The following is a 13776-nucleotide window of genomic DNA, read 5'->3' on the forward strand; positions in this document are numbered from 1 at the left end:
GCGGGTATGCGACTCATGTCACTTGTCGCTCCTACATACTGAGGGTACGGTCGAAGTATGTGGATCTCCGCCCTGCTCGATCGCGTCGCCGCGCTGGTGGGCCTCGTCGCCACTCCCGCGCGGGCGCGGCGGCAGCAGCTGCCCCGCTTTCAGCGCGGACCGATGAAGGTCGTCTACGACAGCGCCGTGGTCCACGAGAAGGTCAGCTGGCAGTCGTGGTTGCTGCAGCGCGGCGTGCGACTCGTCCTCAAGCCGATGCTCATGGTCGCACCGGTCAGCGACCGCACCATCGGGTGGATGCGTCGCAGCGAGAAGCTGTCGGCGCGCCGACCGCGGTCACGTTTCGTCGAGCCGGTCCGCTTCGAGCTGGGCGGCGTCGCCGTCGAGTCGATGACCCACCGGCACGGGCCGGACAGCGACCTGACGATCCTGTACCTGCACGGGGGAGGGTTCTTCTCCTGCGGCATCGAGTCGCACCGCCGGGTGTGCGAGCGACTGGCCCGCAAGAGCGGCGCGACCGTGATCTCGGTCGACTACGTGCAGCTGCCCGAGGGCGCCGTCGCCGACTCGGTCGATGACGCCATCACCGCCTACGCCGCGCTGCTCGACATCAGCGCCCACCCCGACAAGATCGTCGTCGCGGGTGACTCGGCCGGTGGCTACCTCGCCATGAAGATCGCCGAGCTGGCCACGCGCCGCGGGCTGACTCCGCCGGCCGCGGTCATCGGCTTCTCGCCCCTGCTGAGCCTGGACCCCGACCGCCTCGACAAGGACGTGCAGCGCGTGGTGCGCCCGCGCGACGCCTACCTGCCGCTGGGCAAGATCGCCAAGGTCCGCTCGCGGTGGCTGCCCGAGGGTGCGCGCATCGAGGGCGCCGAGTCGCCCCTCGACGCCGCTGACCAGATCACGTCCCCCACGTTCCTGGTCGCCGCCGAGGACGAGATCCTGCGTCCTGAGGTCGAGGCGATGGCGCTCGCCCTGTCCTCGCACGGGGTCGAGGTCGAGACGCACCTGTGGCGCAAGCAGGTGCACGCCTTCCCCGTGCTGGGCAAGGCGCTGCCCGAGAGCGAGCTGGCCCTGCAGCTGGCGGCGGACTTCGCACGCCGGGTCGTGGGCGAAGCTCGACCGCGTGCCCGTCACCGATCCCGACGCGCACACCGAGACGATCGTCGGTGAGGTCACGCCGGACTCGGCGGCCTGACACACTCGAGGCATGAGTGAAGCCTCCTTCCGCGCCCTGGTCGTCGACGACACCGAGGACGGCCAGCGCGCCGAGTTCCGCGACCTGACCACCGCCGACCTGCCCGACCACGCCGTGCTGGTCGAGGTCGAGTACTCGTCGCTGAACTACAAGGACGGCCTCGTCGTCGCGAGCCCGCAGAAGATGGCGCGCACCACTCCGCTGGTCGCCGGGGCCGACCTGGCCGGCACCGTGGTCGAGAGCAGCGACCCCGCCTGGTCCGCCGGTGACCGCGTCGTCGTCAACGGCTGGGGCATGTCCGAGACCGAGTCCGGCGGCTACACCCGCTACCAGCGCGTGAAGCCCGAGTGGCTGGTGCGCATCCCCGACGCCTTCTCCACGCAGGACGCCATGGCCATCGGCACGGCCGGCTACACCTCGGCCCTGTGCCTGGACAAGCTCGACGCGTGGGGCTTGGCCGCCGGCTCGGAGGTGCTGGTCACCGGGGCCGCCGGGGGAGTGGGCTCGATCGCCGTCGCGCTGGCGTCGGCCGCCGGCCACACCGTCGTCGCCGCCACGGGTCGACCCGAGCAGCACGACTACCTCACCGCACTGGGAGCCTCGTCGTTCATCGATCGGGCGGACCTGCAGGGCGAGGGTCGCCCGCTCGGCAAGGAGCGCTGGGACGCAGCCGTCGACTCCGTCGGGGGCTCCACGTTGGTCAACGTGCTGGCCCAGACCCGGTACGGCGGAGCCGTGGCCGCGTGCGGCCTGGTCGAGGCGCCGGCCATGCCCAACGCCACCGTCCTGCCGCACATCCTGCGTGGAGTCGGGCTGCTGGGCGTCGACTCGGTCAATGCGCCCCAGGCCCTGCGCCAGGCGGCGTGGGAGCGCCTCGCCCGCGACCTGCCCAGCGCCACGCTCGACTCGCTGTCCGTGGTCGAGCCGCTGTCCGACGTCCCGCGCCTCGCGGCCGAGATCCTCGAGGGCAAGGTCCGCGGCCGCGTCGTCGTGGACGTGACGGCCTAGCGCTGCTCGTCGCGCAGCCGCAGGGCCCGTTCGGGCACGTTGGTGGTGACGAGCCAGGCGCGCCCGGGCGCCAGCCAGTGACGCAGCTCGCGGTCGTCGTCGACGGTCCAGACCACCAGGGGGAGTCCTCGACGGCGAGCCCATCGGGCGAGCCGGAGCCGTGCCAGGTGCCGGTGGGCCACGACCAGGTTGGCGCCGCACCGGTCGATCCTGCGGGCGGGAAACAGGTCGCCGACCAGCTGTCGGATCGCGGCCCGCCACCCCAGGCCGTCGATGCTCCGGCCGAGCGACAGGCCCACCAGCAGCGAGGGTGCGTGCTGCTGGGCCCACGACCGGACCGCCGCCACCGACGACTCCTCCATGGTGGTGACGATGACGCGGTCGGCCCCGAGCACCTCGACGGCCCGCCGCGCGACCGCCACCTCGACGGCCTCGGAGGCCGCCTGGCCGGGGATCAGCTTCACGTCGACGTGGGCGCGGGCCCGGCTCGACGCGAGCGTGGTCAGCACCTCCTCGTAGGTCAGGACCTCTGGGCCCGCGGCCTGCTGGAAGTCCGCCAGGGACAGCGAGGAGACGAGGCGCCGGCCGTGTGGCGTGTCGATCTCGGCGTCGTGGAACAGCACGAGTGCGCCGTCGCGGCAGGCCCGGACGTCGAACTCGACGAAGTCGACCGGCAGCTGCAGCGTCTGGTCGAGCGCCGTCCGCGTGTTCTCGAGGTCGCGTCGGTCGCCCGCGCCGGCGCGGTGCGCACTGATCAGGGTCATCGTCGCCAGCGTAGGCGCTGCGCCGGTGACGTCAGCCGCCTCCACCGGAACTCCGCCACGTCCGGGTCCCGCCCCATCTCCGATGAAGCGCCAATCGAATTTCCCGACTCTCGGTCGCGGGTCCCCGTACCCATGGAGCGAGGCTGTACCCATTGTCTCAGAACGCCTCACACCGGGCGGGACCGGCGATAGATTTGCCGGTGAGCGAATTTCACGCTCCGACCCTGTCCGAGAGGAACGAAGCCATGGCCCGTGTCGAGACGGCCTCCGCATCGCGCGGCGGCGAGTACACGTCGGTGAAGAAGTGTGACGGCTGCGGCAAGGCCTTCTGGGGCAAGCCGTCGTGGAACGGCGTCTGCGTCAAGTGCCCGCACTGCTCTCGCGAGCACTAGCCGCCGGCCTCGTCGCCGTCGTTCTGGGTGGCTGCCACCAATCGCCGGAACACGCGACAGCCGACGCCTCGGGGAACCCCGCCGAGGTCCTGGACCGCTTGGCCGTACACAGCCGACCGACCTCGACCGAGGGCTATCGTCGCGACGCATTCGGTCGTGCGTGGAGCGACACCGACGGCAACGGGTGCAACCAGCGCGACGACGTGCTGCTGCGCGACGCGGTCGAAGGCACGGCCATCGTCCAGCAGCAAGGTTCGTGCGATCACGATGTCCTGGCCGGCACGTGGATCGACCCCTACACCGGTGCCACCATCACGGTCACGGATCTGAAGGATCCCGCTGGATCGCAGCGCGTTCAGATCGACCACGTCGTGCCGCTCGCGGAGGCCTGGGTCTCCGGAGCGCGGGGCTGGACGACCGATCGTCGACTGCTGTTCGCGAACGAGAGTGGCGAGCCGCTCGCCGTCGACGGCCGGGCGAACGCGAGCAAGGGCGATGACGACCCTGCGGCATGGCGACCCAAGAAGTCCTACCAGTGCGAGTACGCCCGCCGATGGATCTCGGTGAAGGAGGCCTGGGACCTGGCGATCGACCCGAGTGAGCGGCGTGCCCTGGCGGAGATGTTGACATACTGCCCGTGAGGCTCTGGTCGACTCGCCCGGCCGGACGGCACTGCGGCGCAACGAAGGAAGGCTCCTGAACGTGACAGATTCCGACGGTCACGAGGCCCACGACGACGCGGGACGCTTCGACGGACTGATCGTGCTGGCGGGCGAACGCCTGTGGCCCGACATCGACGCGATGGCTCAGTGGGGGCCAGAGATGCGCGACGTGCTCATCGTCGCGGCGCACGATGACGATCGGCTCCGCCGGCCGGCCGACCGGTTCCGCCAGTTCGTGAACGACAATTTTCCCCGCGCGCGGGTCGAGATCGTGGGTCCCATCGCCGACAACGTGTCCGCCGAGGTCGTCGGCGTGCTGGAGCCATGGCTCAAAGACCCGGCCCGGCGGTGGATGCTCAACGCGTCCGGGGGGACTCGGCTGATGTTCGCCGGTGCGCTGGAGGTGGGCCGCCGCCACGATCACGTCACGGTGTACTTCCGTGACGCGGCGAGCCCCTGGCACGAGCTGCACGTCAGAGGGTCACAGCCGCCTCGTTGGAGGCGTCGACCCGCGAGCGATCGACCGATTCACCGTCGAGGAGCTGCTGCGCGTCACCTGGGGTGACGACGAACGGGAGGTCAAGGTCGTCGACACGGTGATCGACCCCGAAATTCACGCGGCTGCAGTCAGGTGCGTGGCAGGCGCCTCGTGGGACGCGGTGTTCTACCAGGCGTGCGATCAGGTGGCCGAGCGTCGGGGGATCCCCCCGGGCCCCAGCGGGCACGTGGCATCAGGTGCCTTGTTCGAGGCATTCGTGCTCTGCCTCCTTCGTGAGCTCGGTGTCGCGGCCGACGACGTGCTCATCAACGCCGAGCTCATCGGTGATCGCAAGCAGTTGCAGGAAGTCGATGTCGTCGTCAACTCGTCGGGACGGCTGCACGTGATCGACTGCAAGCTGCCTGACGAGGACAAGGCCTGGCCGATCGGAGCCCAGATCCGTGAGGCGGACGCCACCCGCAGGCATCTGGGCGACGGAGCCGACCAGTTCATCCTGCTGCGACCGAACCGGACGATCGAGGATCAGTTCCGACGCCTCTGCGAGACCTATGATCTCCGAGTGATCGACGCCGCAGTGCTGGCGAATCGCCACCTGCCCGACGTTCTCTCGCAGATGCTCCGAACACCGGGTCGGCCCGTGCCGGTGGCGATGCCCCCCACGCCGGCGAAGGTCGTGGATCGACCGGTCTTCGACCTCCACGCGGACTTCTTCGCCTCTGCAGATCCGTGGCGCGCCTACCGCGTCGGGTCGACGGTCGTCGTCAAGGCGAAGTTCGCCCAGACGCGATCCGTGACATCGTTCCGGGACATCCTGGTCGAGCGCATCGGCAACATCGCCACGGTGCAGGCCATCGAGGTCGCAGTCAGCAAGAAGTCAGGCAGTGCGACGCTTGCCGCCACTGACCCGGATGTGCTGCTCGCTGTTGCGGCTGACTGGCCACTCGAGACCTGGTGACCTGGCGTTGACGGCGCCCGGCAGTCTCGGCAGACGGGGCCGGCTCGGAGGCATCCGAACCGGCCCACTGGCCACCCTCAGGTGCAGTTACCGTGACTGCAGCTGTGTCTGCTGACCGGGATCCCGTGAACGATCGCCTCGTTGCAGGCGGGGCAGCGGCCGTTGTGGTTGTTGACTTTTCCTTGACAAGGGCAGGCCATGTCAGGCTTCCCTTCACTTCGTGTGCCGCTCATCGTCCCATCGGGGAGCTCGGCGTCGACGGAAGATCTTCCCTGATGCTGAGGTCGGATTGGGCTCTAGGTTTCGCTCATGAACAGGATCATCGTCACCGTGCTCGGCGCCCTCGTCGCGTCGATCGGACTGCTCGCCATACCGTCGCCGGCCCAGGCCGCAGACGGCTGGGTCTACGTCGTGGTCAACGACCACGTCTGCGGGACTCCCGGGGTCAAGGCCCGCGGGATCCTCGCCAACGTCCGCGAGACCGGGTGGACGACCAAGAAGTGGGACAACGGGGACAACATCGTGTACCCGAAGGTCCGGCTCGGCAAGAGCAACCGCTTCTCGGCGCAGATCCGTTGCGAGAAGCGTGTCGCCGGCTTCTTCTGGGCGACGACCGGGTTCCGCACCGTTTCGTACACGATCAAGCCCACGCGGCACCGTCAGACGCTGTGGGTCGGCTGATGTCTCTTTCGGCAGACGACGACACCGACCGCGCTGTCTTCCGGCCCAGCGGTCGCGGTGAGGGCGGCAATGCAGGTCGCAACTCAGCGGACTTGCCCTACTCGCGCCCGTTCACGTGGTCATGATGAGTCGATGGACGGCGGTCCTGCATGTGCGTTGGACTACGTCACAAGCACAAGCACAAGCACAAGCACAAGCACAAGCACAGGCCTGGGCGACGAGGGCAAGCACGTCAAGGGGCGAACCGGGCCCTGTCGTGAGCCCCCCGACGAGCAGCGGCGCAGGGTGCGCCGTCAGGCGGGCCCCTTCGAGTAGCTGTCGAACCACTCGGCGACGTCGGTGAAGTATCGGTCCCCGGTCTGTGGACGCCGGGAGACCAGCAGCCGAGCCGCCTCGTCGAACGGCATCCCGTCGACGAGCAGCACAGCGAGGGCGAGGGCCGGACTGCGGTGCGACCCGAACTGGCAGTGGACCAGCACGCCTGTGCCCTTCGACGCCCAGTGGTCGAGCATCGCTTCGACTCCCTGCTCGTAGAACCACCGAGGCATTGGACCTCCGCTGTCCTCGACGCCGAGGTTGAGGTAGGAGACCTCCCGCAGCCCTGACCACAGAACGTGGTCGTCCGCTCCCGCCCGGCAGTCGACGACCAGGCCGATGCCGGCGCTCGCGACGTCCTCGGCACCATCCGGCGCTCCGCCGACCCAGAGACGCGGAGTGATGCGTGACGGGTTGCCGTCTGGGAGGCTCAACGCGTACGGACGAGCTTGCCGAGGACGAACTCGTCCATCTCCTCCGCGCCGAGCTTGACTCCCAGCCGCGGTCTGGCGGAGGGCTTGTAGACGAGTGCAGTCTGGCCGACGCGCTGCGTCGCCTGCTGGTCGACGACCGGAACGTCGCACCCGAGGATCGTGCTGAGCGCCTCGGCGGTGGCCGGGTGTCTGATCGCGCTCTCGGCGCCGTATGCCGTTTGAATCTTGATCACGTGCTGCCTCCGAGTTCGCGATGCGACAGGTGCCGCAGTATCCCGACAGTGACGACGATAGGGCGAATCGCATGTGAATGTGGAGCAGACCTCGAGACTGAAAACGAGTGCCTAGACCGTGACGAGCTCCGGCGGGTCGCGGTCAGCACCGGCCAACGAAATCCGATAAGAATGCGTCGAACTCGCGCGCTGGTCGATGTGGACCCGGGCCAGGGCCGACGTCCAGTTCGTCGGCTCGGACCACGAGACGCAGCTCCACTGGCGAAACCGACCCAAGTCGGGAAGATTTGCCCTACCGGCGTTCGCTCAGGTGTTCGATGATGAGTCGATGGACGTCGGCCCCGCACCGGGAGGTGCCTCCCTGTCTCTGAGCGTGGAGTGCCGGGCGAGCCGTGACGCGAGCTCTGGTACCGAGCACGAGGTGGTGATCGAGGCCGACTGGTCGGTGTCGACGCCGCACGATCTCGAGGCGGAGCGTCTGGCCACGGCGTTCGGCGGCTACACGTCGTGCCTGGGCCTGGTCGAACGGGCTGTTCCGGCGGTGCAGAGCTCCATGGGTTTGCTGACCCGCCGCACGTTGCCGGCGTTGCGTACCGGTCCTCGCGGGTCGTGGCGCCCGGTGAACGGCAAGGGGTGCTGCCGGCGCGCCTTCACCGACGTGCGATCGGTGGTGCAGCACCTGCTCGGTGTGGAGCACATCGCCCAGCTGCACGCCGCCGAGGCCTGGCAGGTCGACGCCGTGCTGCGCGCGACGTCGGCCGCATGGGGCTCGTTCGACGTCGCGCCCTCTCCGCATCCTGCTCGCGACGTCGTGCGCGACGTCCACGGGGTCGAGTACCTGTGGCAGGCGGGCCTGCACCCGGATCGTGTGCTCGGGCTGGCACGCGGGTTCCCGGTCCTGGACGACCCGTTTCCGTCGGCGCTCTTCCTCGCGTTGGCCTACCACTCCGTGGACCGTCGATGGCTCACCGAGACGTTGGCCTATCGACCAGATCCCGACGTAGCCGCGTGGCTGGCGTGGCTGGATCGTCCGCAGACGGTCGGTACCTCGCGCGAGTGGGGCACGTGGTTGCGTCTCGGCGTGCCACGACGCCAGCTGGTCGCGCTGGTGCGCGACGGTGTCCCGGCATCGGAGGCGTACACGATGGCCGAGCTGCTCGGCGTCAGCGCCCACGCTGCTGCCTTGTACGTGGCGCGGTGGGTCGAGGCCGGTTGTCGCCTCGAGCCGCGGCACGTGCTGACCCTGCGAGATCACGGCGTCCTGTACCCGCAGCCGTCCAAGGCCGCCATCGACGCTCTGTGTCACGACCTCGGGCCGTGCGGCCTGACTCGATGCGACCTCGCCGTGATGCTGGAGATCCTCGGCAACCGCATCGAGGTCAAGCGCGCACTCCGCGCCGGCGTCCACACGCTTCCCGACCTCGTCGACTGGGTCGACACCGACATCGCATGACCGAACACCACCACCGACGACAGGACGAGCGCCCGTGATCCACACTCGACAGGCCTACGACGACGGACTGCAGGCGCTGGGCATCTGCATCAGCGCCCGCATCCCGGTGCTGCTGTGGGGCAACCCGGGCGAGGGCAAGACCGCTGTCGTCGAGTCGGCCCACAGCCAGGGCTGGCACGTCGAGACCGTGATCATCACCCACTCCGAGCCGTCCGACTTCGCGGGTCTGCCGGTGGTCACCGCCGACGGCTCGGTTAAGCTCGCGCCCCCCGGCTGGGCCAGGCGACTCGCCGACGCCACGGGGCCTTCGATCGCGTTCTTCGACGAGTTCTCCACCGCGTCACCGTCGCTGCAGGCAGCGGCACTGCGGCCGTTGACGCACTACCAGGTGGGCTCGCTGCAGCTGCCCGACACGGTCTCCTTCGTGGCGGCAGCCAACCCGGCGGACGTGGCCGCCGCCGGCTGGGAGCTGGCAGCACCCACGGCGTCACGGTTCGTGCACATCGACTGGTCGCTGCCGTTGGAGATCTACTCCGAGGGACTGGTCACCGGGCGGTGGCCGAGCCTGCCCGTCCACGGTGAACCGCCCGACCACCAGCGCTTCCTCGCCGAGGAACTGGTCCTGGTGTCGGGGTTCCTGCACGCCAGGGAGTCGCAGCTGAGCGCCATCCCCAAGGACGCGGTCTCGCGCGGGCGGGCCTTTCCCACGCCCCGTACGTGGGACTACGCCGCTCGGCTGTCGGCCTTCTCGCGCGCGGTCGGTGCCAACGACGAGGTTCGTCGGTTGCTGGTCAGCGGGTGCATCGGAGAGTCGGTGGCGCACGAGTACCTCACCTACGTGCGGGCCCAGGACCTGCCCGACCCCGAGAACCTGCTCGCGGACCCGTCGTCCGCGTCCTTCGTGGGCATGCGGGCCGACCGGGTCTTCGTGACCCTGCAGGGCGTGCTCGGCGCGGTGTCGCGCCAAGGCTCGGCCGACCGCTGGGCGGCCGCCGTCGTGCTGTGCGCCAAGGCCGCCGACGAGGTGGGCGTCGATCCGGCGGTGCCGGTGATCCGGGCGCTGATGCGACCGGGCCTGCGACCCGACGGTGCGGTGGTCCCGTCTGAGATCAGCATCTTCGCCCCGGCGCTCGCGCTCGCCGGGCTGCTGCCGGCGTCGCGCTGATGGACGAGCGCAAGCTGTCTGCGGCCAAGCTGTGGCTGATCAGCCCACCGCCGGCCGGAACGCCACGACATGGGCCCGAGCCGGCCGAGAGCCCCCGCGACCTGGCCTACCTGTCGCACGCGCTCTACGCCCTGGTCGCGGTGGAGACCGCATCGGTGCCACGCATCACCTGCGACGAGTACTGGCGCATCTACGTCAACGGCAGGTGGCTCGACGGTGCCTCGGTGCCCGAGGTCGGCCGCGAGCTGGCCCACGTCACCTGGCACCTCCTTCTGGATCACTCGAGCCGAGCGCGGGACCAGGACGTCGACGGTTCCACGTGTCGGCAGTGGTCGCAGGCCACCGATGCCACCATCAGCCACACCCTCGAGCCGGACCAGGTGCGTCCGCCGGACCTGCCCACCTCGGTTGGCTTGTCGGTGCCGGCGGGTCTGTCGGCGGAGCAGAACTTCGCGCTGCTGTCGCTGCTTCCGGTCGGCTCGGGTTCCGGCCCGGCCGAGGCCGACCCCGACCCGATCGAAGGGTGCGGCAGTGGCAGTGACGGGATCTCACGCTCCTACGAGCTGGGCCCGGACGTCGACGTCGGTGCCGTCAGCATCAGCGAGGGGCGCGAGATTCGTCGACGTGTCGCCATCGAGTACCGCGAGAGCGCCGCCGGTGGGCGTCGTGGACACGGAGCGGGCGACGCCGAGCGCTGGGTGCAGCAGATGATGGAACCCACCGTGGCGTGGGAGCCGATGCTCGCCCGCACGGTGCGGCACGCCGTGGGCTGGGCCGCCGGACGCGGCGACTTCACCTACTCGCGGCCGTCACGCCGAGCCGGCGTCACGCCGAACGTCGTCCTGCCCGGGCAGCACCGGCCGGTGCCCAAGGTCGCGATCGTCGTCGACACCTCCGCCAGCGTCGACGACGAGCTGCTGGCTCGGGCGCTCGGCGAGATCGACAACGTGCTGCTCGCCCTGGGCGTCGGCGACGCCGAGGTCATGGTGTTCTCGGTCGACGCGGCCGTCCACACCGCCCAGACCATCCGCCGCGCACGCGACATGCGCCTGGTCGGTGCCGGAGGGACGGACCTGCGCATCGGCATGGCTGCCGCAGCCGACGCCCGGCCCCGCCGCGACGTCATCATCGTGCTCACCGACGGCGACACTCCGTGGCCCGCCACCGCGCCTCCCGCCGCATCGGTCGTCGTCGCGCTGCTCGGCCGCCGCGGCCAGAAGCTGCCACCGACCCCGCACTGGGCCACCCGCGTCGAGTGCCTCGTCCCCGACGTCAGGAGATCGCGCTGATGGACCAGGTCAGGTTCGTGGACAACATCAGTCGTGTGCGGATGGGCAGACCCGCCCGCCGGACCACGCTGCACCGCGTCGCGGCCGGTGGGCTGCTGCTGCCGGCCGCTGCCGGCTACGGGCTGCTCAGTGCCGCCGCGATCGCTCTCGAGCTCGTGCTCGGGCACGAGAACTACATCCACTGGTTCCTCCCGTACTTCCCTCTCGACCTCACCCGACTCCTGCTCACGCACGTCTGGACCTACGTCGGCCTGCTGGGCTGCCTCAGCCTGTGGGGGGTGTCTCGCTGGTGGAACCCACCACCACCACACCGGCCGAGGCGCTCCGGCGCTTCCGCTCTCGGGATCGTCATCGCCGCGGTCTGCCTTCCCGCATGGCACGAGACGAGTGACCTCGTCTTCCCCTTCGTGGTCACCTTCTGGGTCCTCGAGATGGTCTGGGCCGGCTGGCTCGGCGCCCGCTACTGGAGCGATCTCGCCGAATGAGAAGGCCGCTGCTGGCACGATGGGGACGGTGAACGACGAGGAGGCCGAGGCCGTCCGCGCGGCTGTCGTCGAGCTGCTCGAACGAAATGAGTGGGCCGCAGCACTGCGGATCGCCGACCATCGGCTCGGGTCGGGCAGATCGATGACGCCGGCGGCCTTCGTGCAAATGCTGGCAGTGACCTCGTCTGCCGACGCTGCGTCGTGGGACGAAGTCATGCACGAAGCGGCCATGAACCTGTCGGGCCGCGTCACCGACCTGACCTTCGACGACCTGATCCTGCTGCTCGACCACACCCCAGACCCGGACGAGAGGAGCCGCGAGCTGGACGCCGAGCGTCGCACGCTCGCACTCGACCTCGCCGTGCTGCTCGATCGAGTCCTGGTGACCCGATTCCACCGGATCAAGCTGGGACCCGGCCGCGACGACCCCCGGTACTGGTTCGAGATCGCGGTCGAGGAGGCGGGCTGGTCCGGTCCCAGGGCTTCGTGGTGGCTGGCTGTGGAGCGGTACGTCGCCTGGGCGCGCAAGACCGAGGGGACCTACGCGTCAGTGCGACCCCTCATGACGGCTGTCGCCGAGGCTGATCCGTGGTCGGCGGACGGTGACGCCACTCTGATGCGGCGGGATCAGCGGTCCCGGCGCACTGTTCTTCTGGGGGTGGCCAAGGATCCTGCGCGCGACCTCGACACGCGGGTCGCAGCGCTGATGCTCGGCTGGGAGACCCGCCGCGAAGGCCGCTGGGACCAGGAGGCATGGGACGCACGTCGACTCTGGGACGAGTGGCGGGGTCGTCCACCGGCCGCCGTAGACCTGCCGTGGTGGACCCACGCCGGCCCAGGTCCAGACCTGACGGCTGACGCGGTCTGGGACCTGCTGCGCCTCATCATCACCGATGTCACCGGGAGCGTGCTCGACTTCATCGGCGACCGAGAGCCACGCCCGTCGGAGCCGACCTCCACGACCAGCCTTGTCGAAGGTGTGCGAGACGCGCTCCGCTGGTGGGAGCCGTCGCACATGGGTGGGGCGCTGGAGAATTCACCGGCTCGGTCGGTCGACCGTGCGGCCGAGCAGTTTCTGGCCGACGTCGGTCTGGGAAGTGGACACCTGTCATGGCCGGGCACGAGTGAGCGCCTTCAGGTGCAGGTCAGAGGGCGAGCCCGTCTGTGCCGCGGCACGGCGGCGTGGTTTGCCAGCCTGGCCGCCGTGTCACCGTCAGGTGAGGACTGGATGGACGAGGTCGACCACTCGCGCGACTGGGTCGAGCTGTGGGACGAAGCAAGCGACCTGTTGCGGAACCGCGTGCTGCGGGGGGCCATCGAAGCACGCGCGCAGGCGGCGGGCTGGGACGGAGACGGGCCTCTGCCGGCCGCGACGACTGACGATCTGCGGGAACGTGCCCGGCAGGCCCGCGCCACTCTCGAGCAGTGGTGCACGGGCCTGCAGGAGGCCTGACCGTTCACGTGGCGCCGCGACCGCCGACGCGCACGTCCGTGTCGAACTGGCCTGGCTCGATCTCGACGAGCGACCCCATCGCGTCGACGAGCGTGGCCAGCTCGCGCTCAGCGATCTCCCGTGACTGGGAGACCTGCGGGTAGTCGGCGTGGTCCGACCCGGCCCACTCGACGAGCCGGCGACGATGCACGTCGATGGTCACGCGAGCGACCTCCAGCTCGACCCGCGTGGTCATGCGCGCGCTCTGCGCCTGTCGCCGGCTGACCGGCCGATCGACGTTCAGTGCGTCCTTCATGGGTGATTCCTCTCTTCAGATGTGGCTCCGGACGGAGCTGTCCCCTTACGGGGGCATCTGCAGAGAAGTCGTGCTCCGAAAAACGGTAGCGCCTCGTTCGCCGCGTAGTCGGTGAGATCTTCCCTTGACGGTGGCGACCCGCTGGGGTGTGGGCCACTTCGTGATAGCCGCCATCAACGAGCCCGTCAAGACCATCATCTTCTCCGCCCTTCGTGGGTCATGGGGCAAGGTCGCGTGGGGGCGGCTGTAGCCGTAGGGGGAATGACCTTCGTCGAAGTCCCACCACCAGAAGGCGGGAGTCATCTTGCGGTGCGATTCACCTACAGCCTCGAGTCAGCCATCACCGAGGTTCTCGATAGTTTGTCGGCCGACAAACGCGAGGCCTGTCTTGCATTGCTCGGCAGAGGCAGTCGTCGCACCACAGCATCCGCACCTCGAACTGCATCATGACCAACACCTATCTGGACCTTGAGGGCGTCCCGCTCGACGTCA

Annotated in this window: 16 protein-coding genes; 12 read left to right on the top strand and 4 right to left on the bottom strand. The window is 69.5% G+C overall.

Features of this window, described 5'->3' with window-relative positions; genetic code table 11:
• Positions 1–57: 57 nt before the first annotated feature.
• Entirely contained in the window at positions 58–1176 is a 1119-nt protein-coding gene (locus AC0L5F_RS11190) for an alpha/beta hydrolase (protein ID WP_473313438.1), read from the top strand.
• A gap of 37 nt (positions 1177–1213) precedes the next feature.
• On the top strand, positions 1214–2209 hold the full coding sequence (locus tag AC0L5F_RS11195) for an MDR family oxidoreductase (RefSeq protein ID WP_473313439.1): 996 nt from the start codon (positions 1214–1216) through the stop codon (positions 2207–2209).
• Here the strand turns inward: AC0L5F_RS11195 and AC0L5F_RS11200 are convergent.
• The gene (locus AC0L5F_RS11200; protein WP_473313440.1) at positions 2206–2973 is read right to left on the bottom strand and encodes a glycerophosphodiester phosphodiesterase; all 768 of its coding nucleotides are present in this window, start codon (positions 2971–2973) and stop codon (positions 2206–2208) included. The two genes, AC0L5F_RS11195 and AC0L5F_RS11200, sit on opposite strands and share 4 nt — an antisense overlap.
• 245 nt (positions 2974–3218) lie before the next feature.
• Here AC0L5F_RS11200 and AC0L5F_RS11205 point away from each other — a divergent pair, with 245 nt between their 5' ends.
• The 5 genes from AC0L5F_RS11205 to AC0L5F_RS11225 all read left to right on the top strand — a co-directional run bounded on the left by AC0L5F_RS11205 (position 3219) and on the right by AC0L5F_RS11225 (position 6162).
• On the top strand, positions 3219–3365 hold the full coding sequence (locus AC0L5F_RS11205; RefSeq protein WP_473313442.1) for a hypothetical protein: 147 nt from the start codon (positions 3219–3221) through the stop codon (positions 3363–3365).
• Positions 3366–3463: 98 nt separating this feature from the next.
• A complete protein-coding gene (locus tag AC0L5F_RS11210; protein ID WP_473313443.1) occupies positions 3464–4006 on the top strand; it encodes an HNH endonuclease family protein in 543 nt (180 codons plus the stop codon).
• A gap of 61 nt (positions 4007–4067) precedes the next feature.
• Positions 4068–4592 carry a hypothetical protein gene (locus tag AC0L5F_RS11215; protein WP_473313444.1) on the top strand — a complete coding sequence of 175 codons (525 nt, stop codon included), beginning with the start codon at positions 4068–4070 and terminating at the stop codon, positions 4590–4592.
• A gap of 70 nt (positions 4593–4662) precedes the next feature.
• Positions 4663–5481 (top strand): hypothetical protein, encoded by an 819-nt coding sequence (locus tag AC0L5F_RS11220; RefSeq protein ID WP_473313445.1) that lies wholly within the window; start codon positions 4663–4665, stop codon positions 5479–5481.
• 309 nt (positions 5482–5790) lie between these two features.
• Positions 5791–6162 carry a hypothetical protein gene (locus AC0L5F_RS11225; protein WP_473313446.1) on the top strand — a complete coding sequence of 124 codons (372 nt, stop codon included), beginning with the start codon at positions 5791–5793 and terminating at the stop codon, positions 6160–6162.
• 293 nt (positions 6163–6455) lie between these two features.
• Here the strand turns inward: AC0L5F_RS11225 and AC0L5F_RS11230 are convergent, their stop codons facing one another.
• On the bottom strand, positions 6456–6911 hold the full coding sequence (locus AC0L5F_RS11230) for a dual specificity protein phosphatase family protein (protein WP_473313447.1): 456 nt from the start codon (positions 6909–6911) through the stop codon (positions 6456–6458).
• Entirely contained in the window at positions 6908–7144 is a 237-nt protein-coding gene (locus AC0L5F_RS11235) for an STIV orfB116 family protein (protein ID WP_473313448.1), read from the bottom strand. Before AC0L5F_RS11235 ends, AC0L5F_RS11230 begins: the two co-directional genes overlap by 4 nt.
• A gap of 328 nt (positions 7145–7472) precedes the next feature.
• Here AC0L5F_RS11235 and AC0L5F_RS11240 point away from each other — a divergent pair, with 328 nt between their 5' ends.
• From AC0L5F_RS11240 to AC0L5F_RS11260, 5 genes are read left to right on the top strand one after another with little or no spacing between them, the layout of a single operon-like run.
• Entirely contained in the window at positions 7473–8597 is a 1125-nt protein-coding gene (locus tag AC0L5F_RS11240) for a hypothetical protein (protein WP_473313449.1), read from the top strand.
• A 34-nt stretch (positions 8598–8631) separates the two neighbouring features.
• Positions 8632–9762, top strand: coding sequence for an AAA family ATPase (locus AC0L5F_RS11245; RefSeq protein WP_473313450.1), 1131 nt, complete (start codon positions 8632–8634; stop codon positions 9760–9762).
• Positions 9762–11051, top strand: coding sequence for a vWA domain-containing protein (locus AC0L5F_RS11250; protein WP_473313451.1), 1290 nt, complete (start codon positions 9762–9764; stop codon positions 11049–11051). Before AC0L5F_RS11245 ends, AC0L5F_RS11250 begins: the two co-directional genes overlap by 1 nt.
• Positions 11051–11536, top strand: a complete 486-nt coding sequence (locus AC0L5F_RS11255; protein ID WP_473313452.1) for a hypothetical protein — start codon at positions 11051–11053, stop codon at positions 11534–11536. The genes AC0L5F_RS11250 and AC0L5F_RS11255 overlap by 1 nt, the downstream gene beginning before the upstream one ends.
• Positions 11537–11564: 28 nt before the next feature.
• The gene (locus AC0L5F_RS11260; RefSeq protein ID WP_473313453.1) at positions 11565–12989 is read left to right on the top strand and encodes a hypothetical protein; all 1425 of its coding nucleotides are present in this window, start codon (positions 11565–11567) and stop codon (positions 12987–12989) included.
• Between the two features lie 4 nt (positions 12990–12993).
• Here AC0L5F_RS11260 and AC0L5F_RS11265 read toward each other — a convergent pair whose 3' ends face one another.
• Entirely contained in the window at positions 12994–13284 is a 291-nt protein-coding gene (locus AC0L5F_RS11265) for a hypothetical protein (RefSeq protein WP_473313454.1), read from the bottom strand.
• Positions 13285–13776: the final 492 nt, after the last annotated feature.

This window comes from Aeromicrobium sp. 10G20-16, from assembly GCF_055809665.1.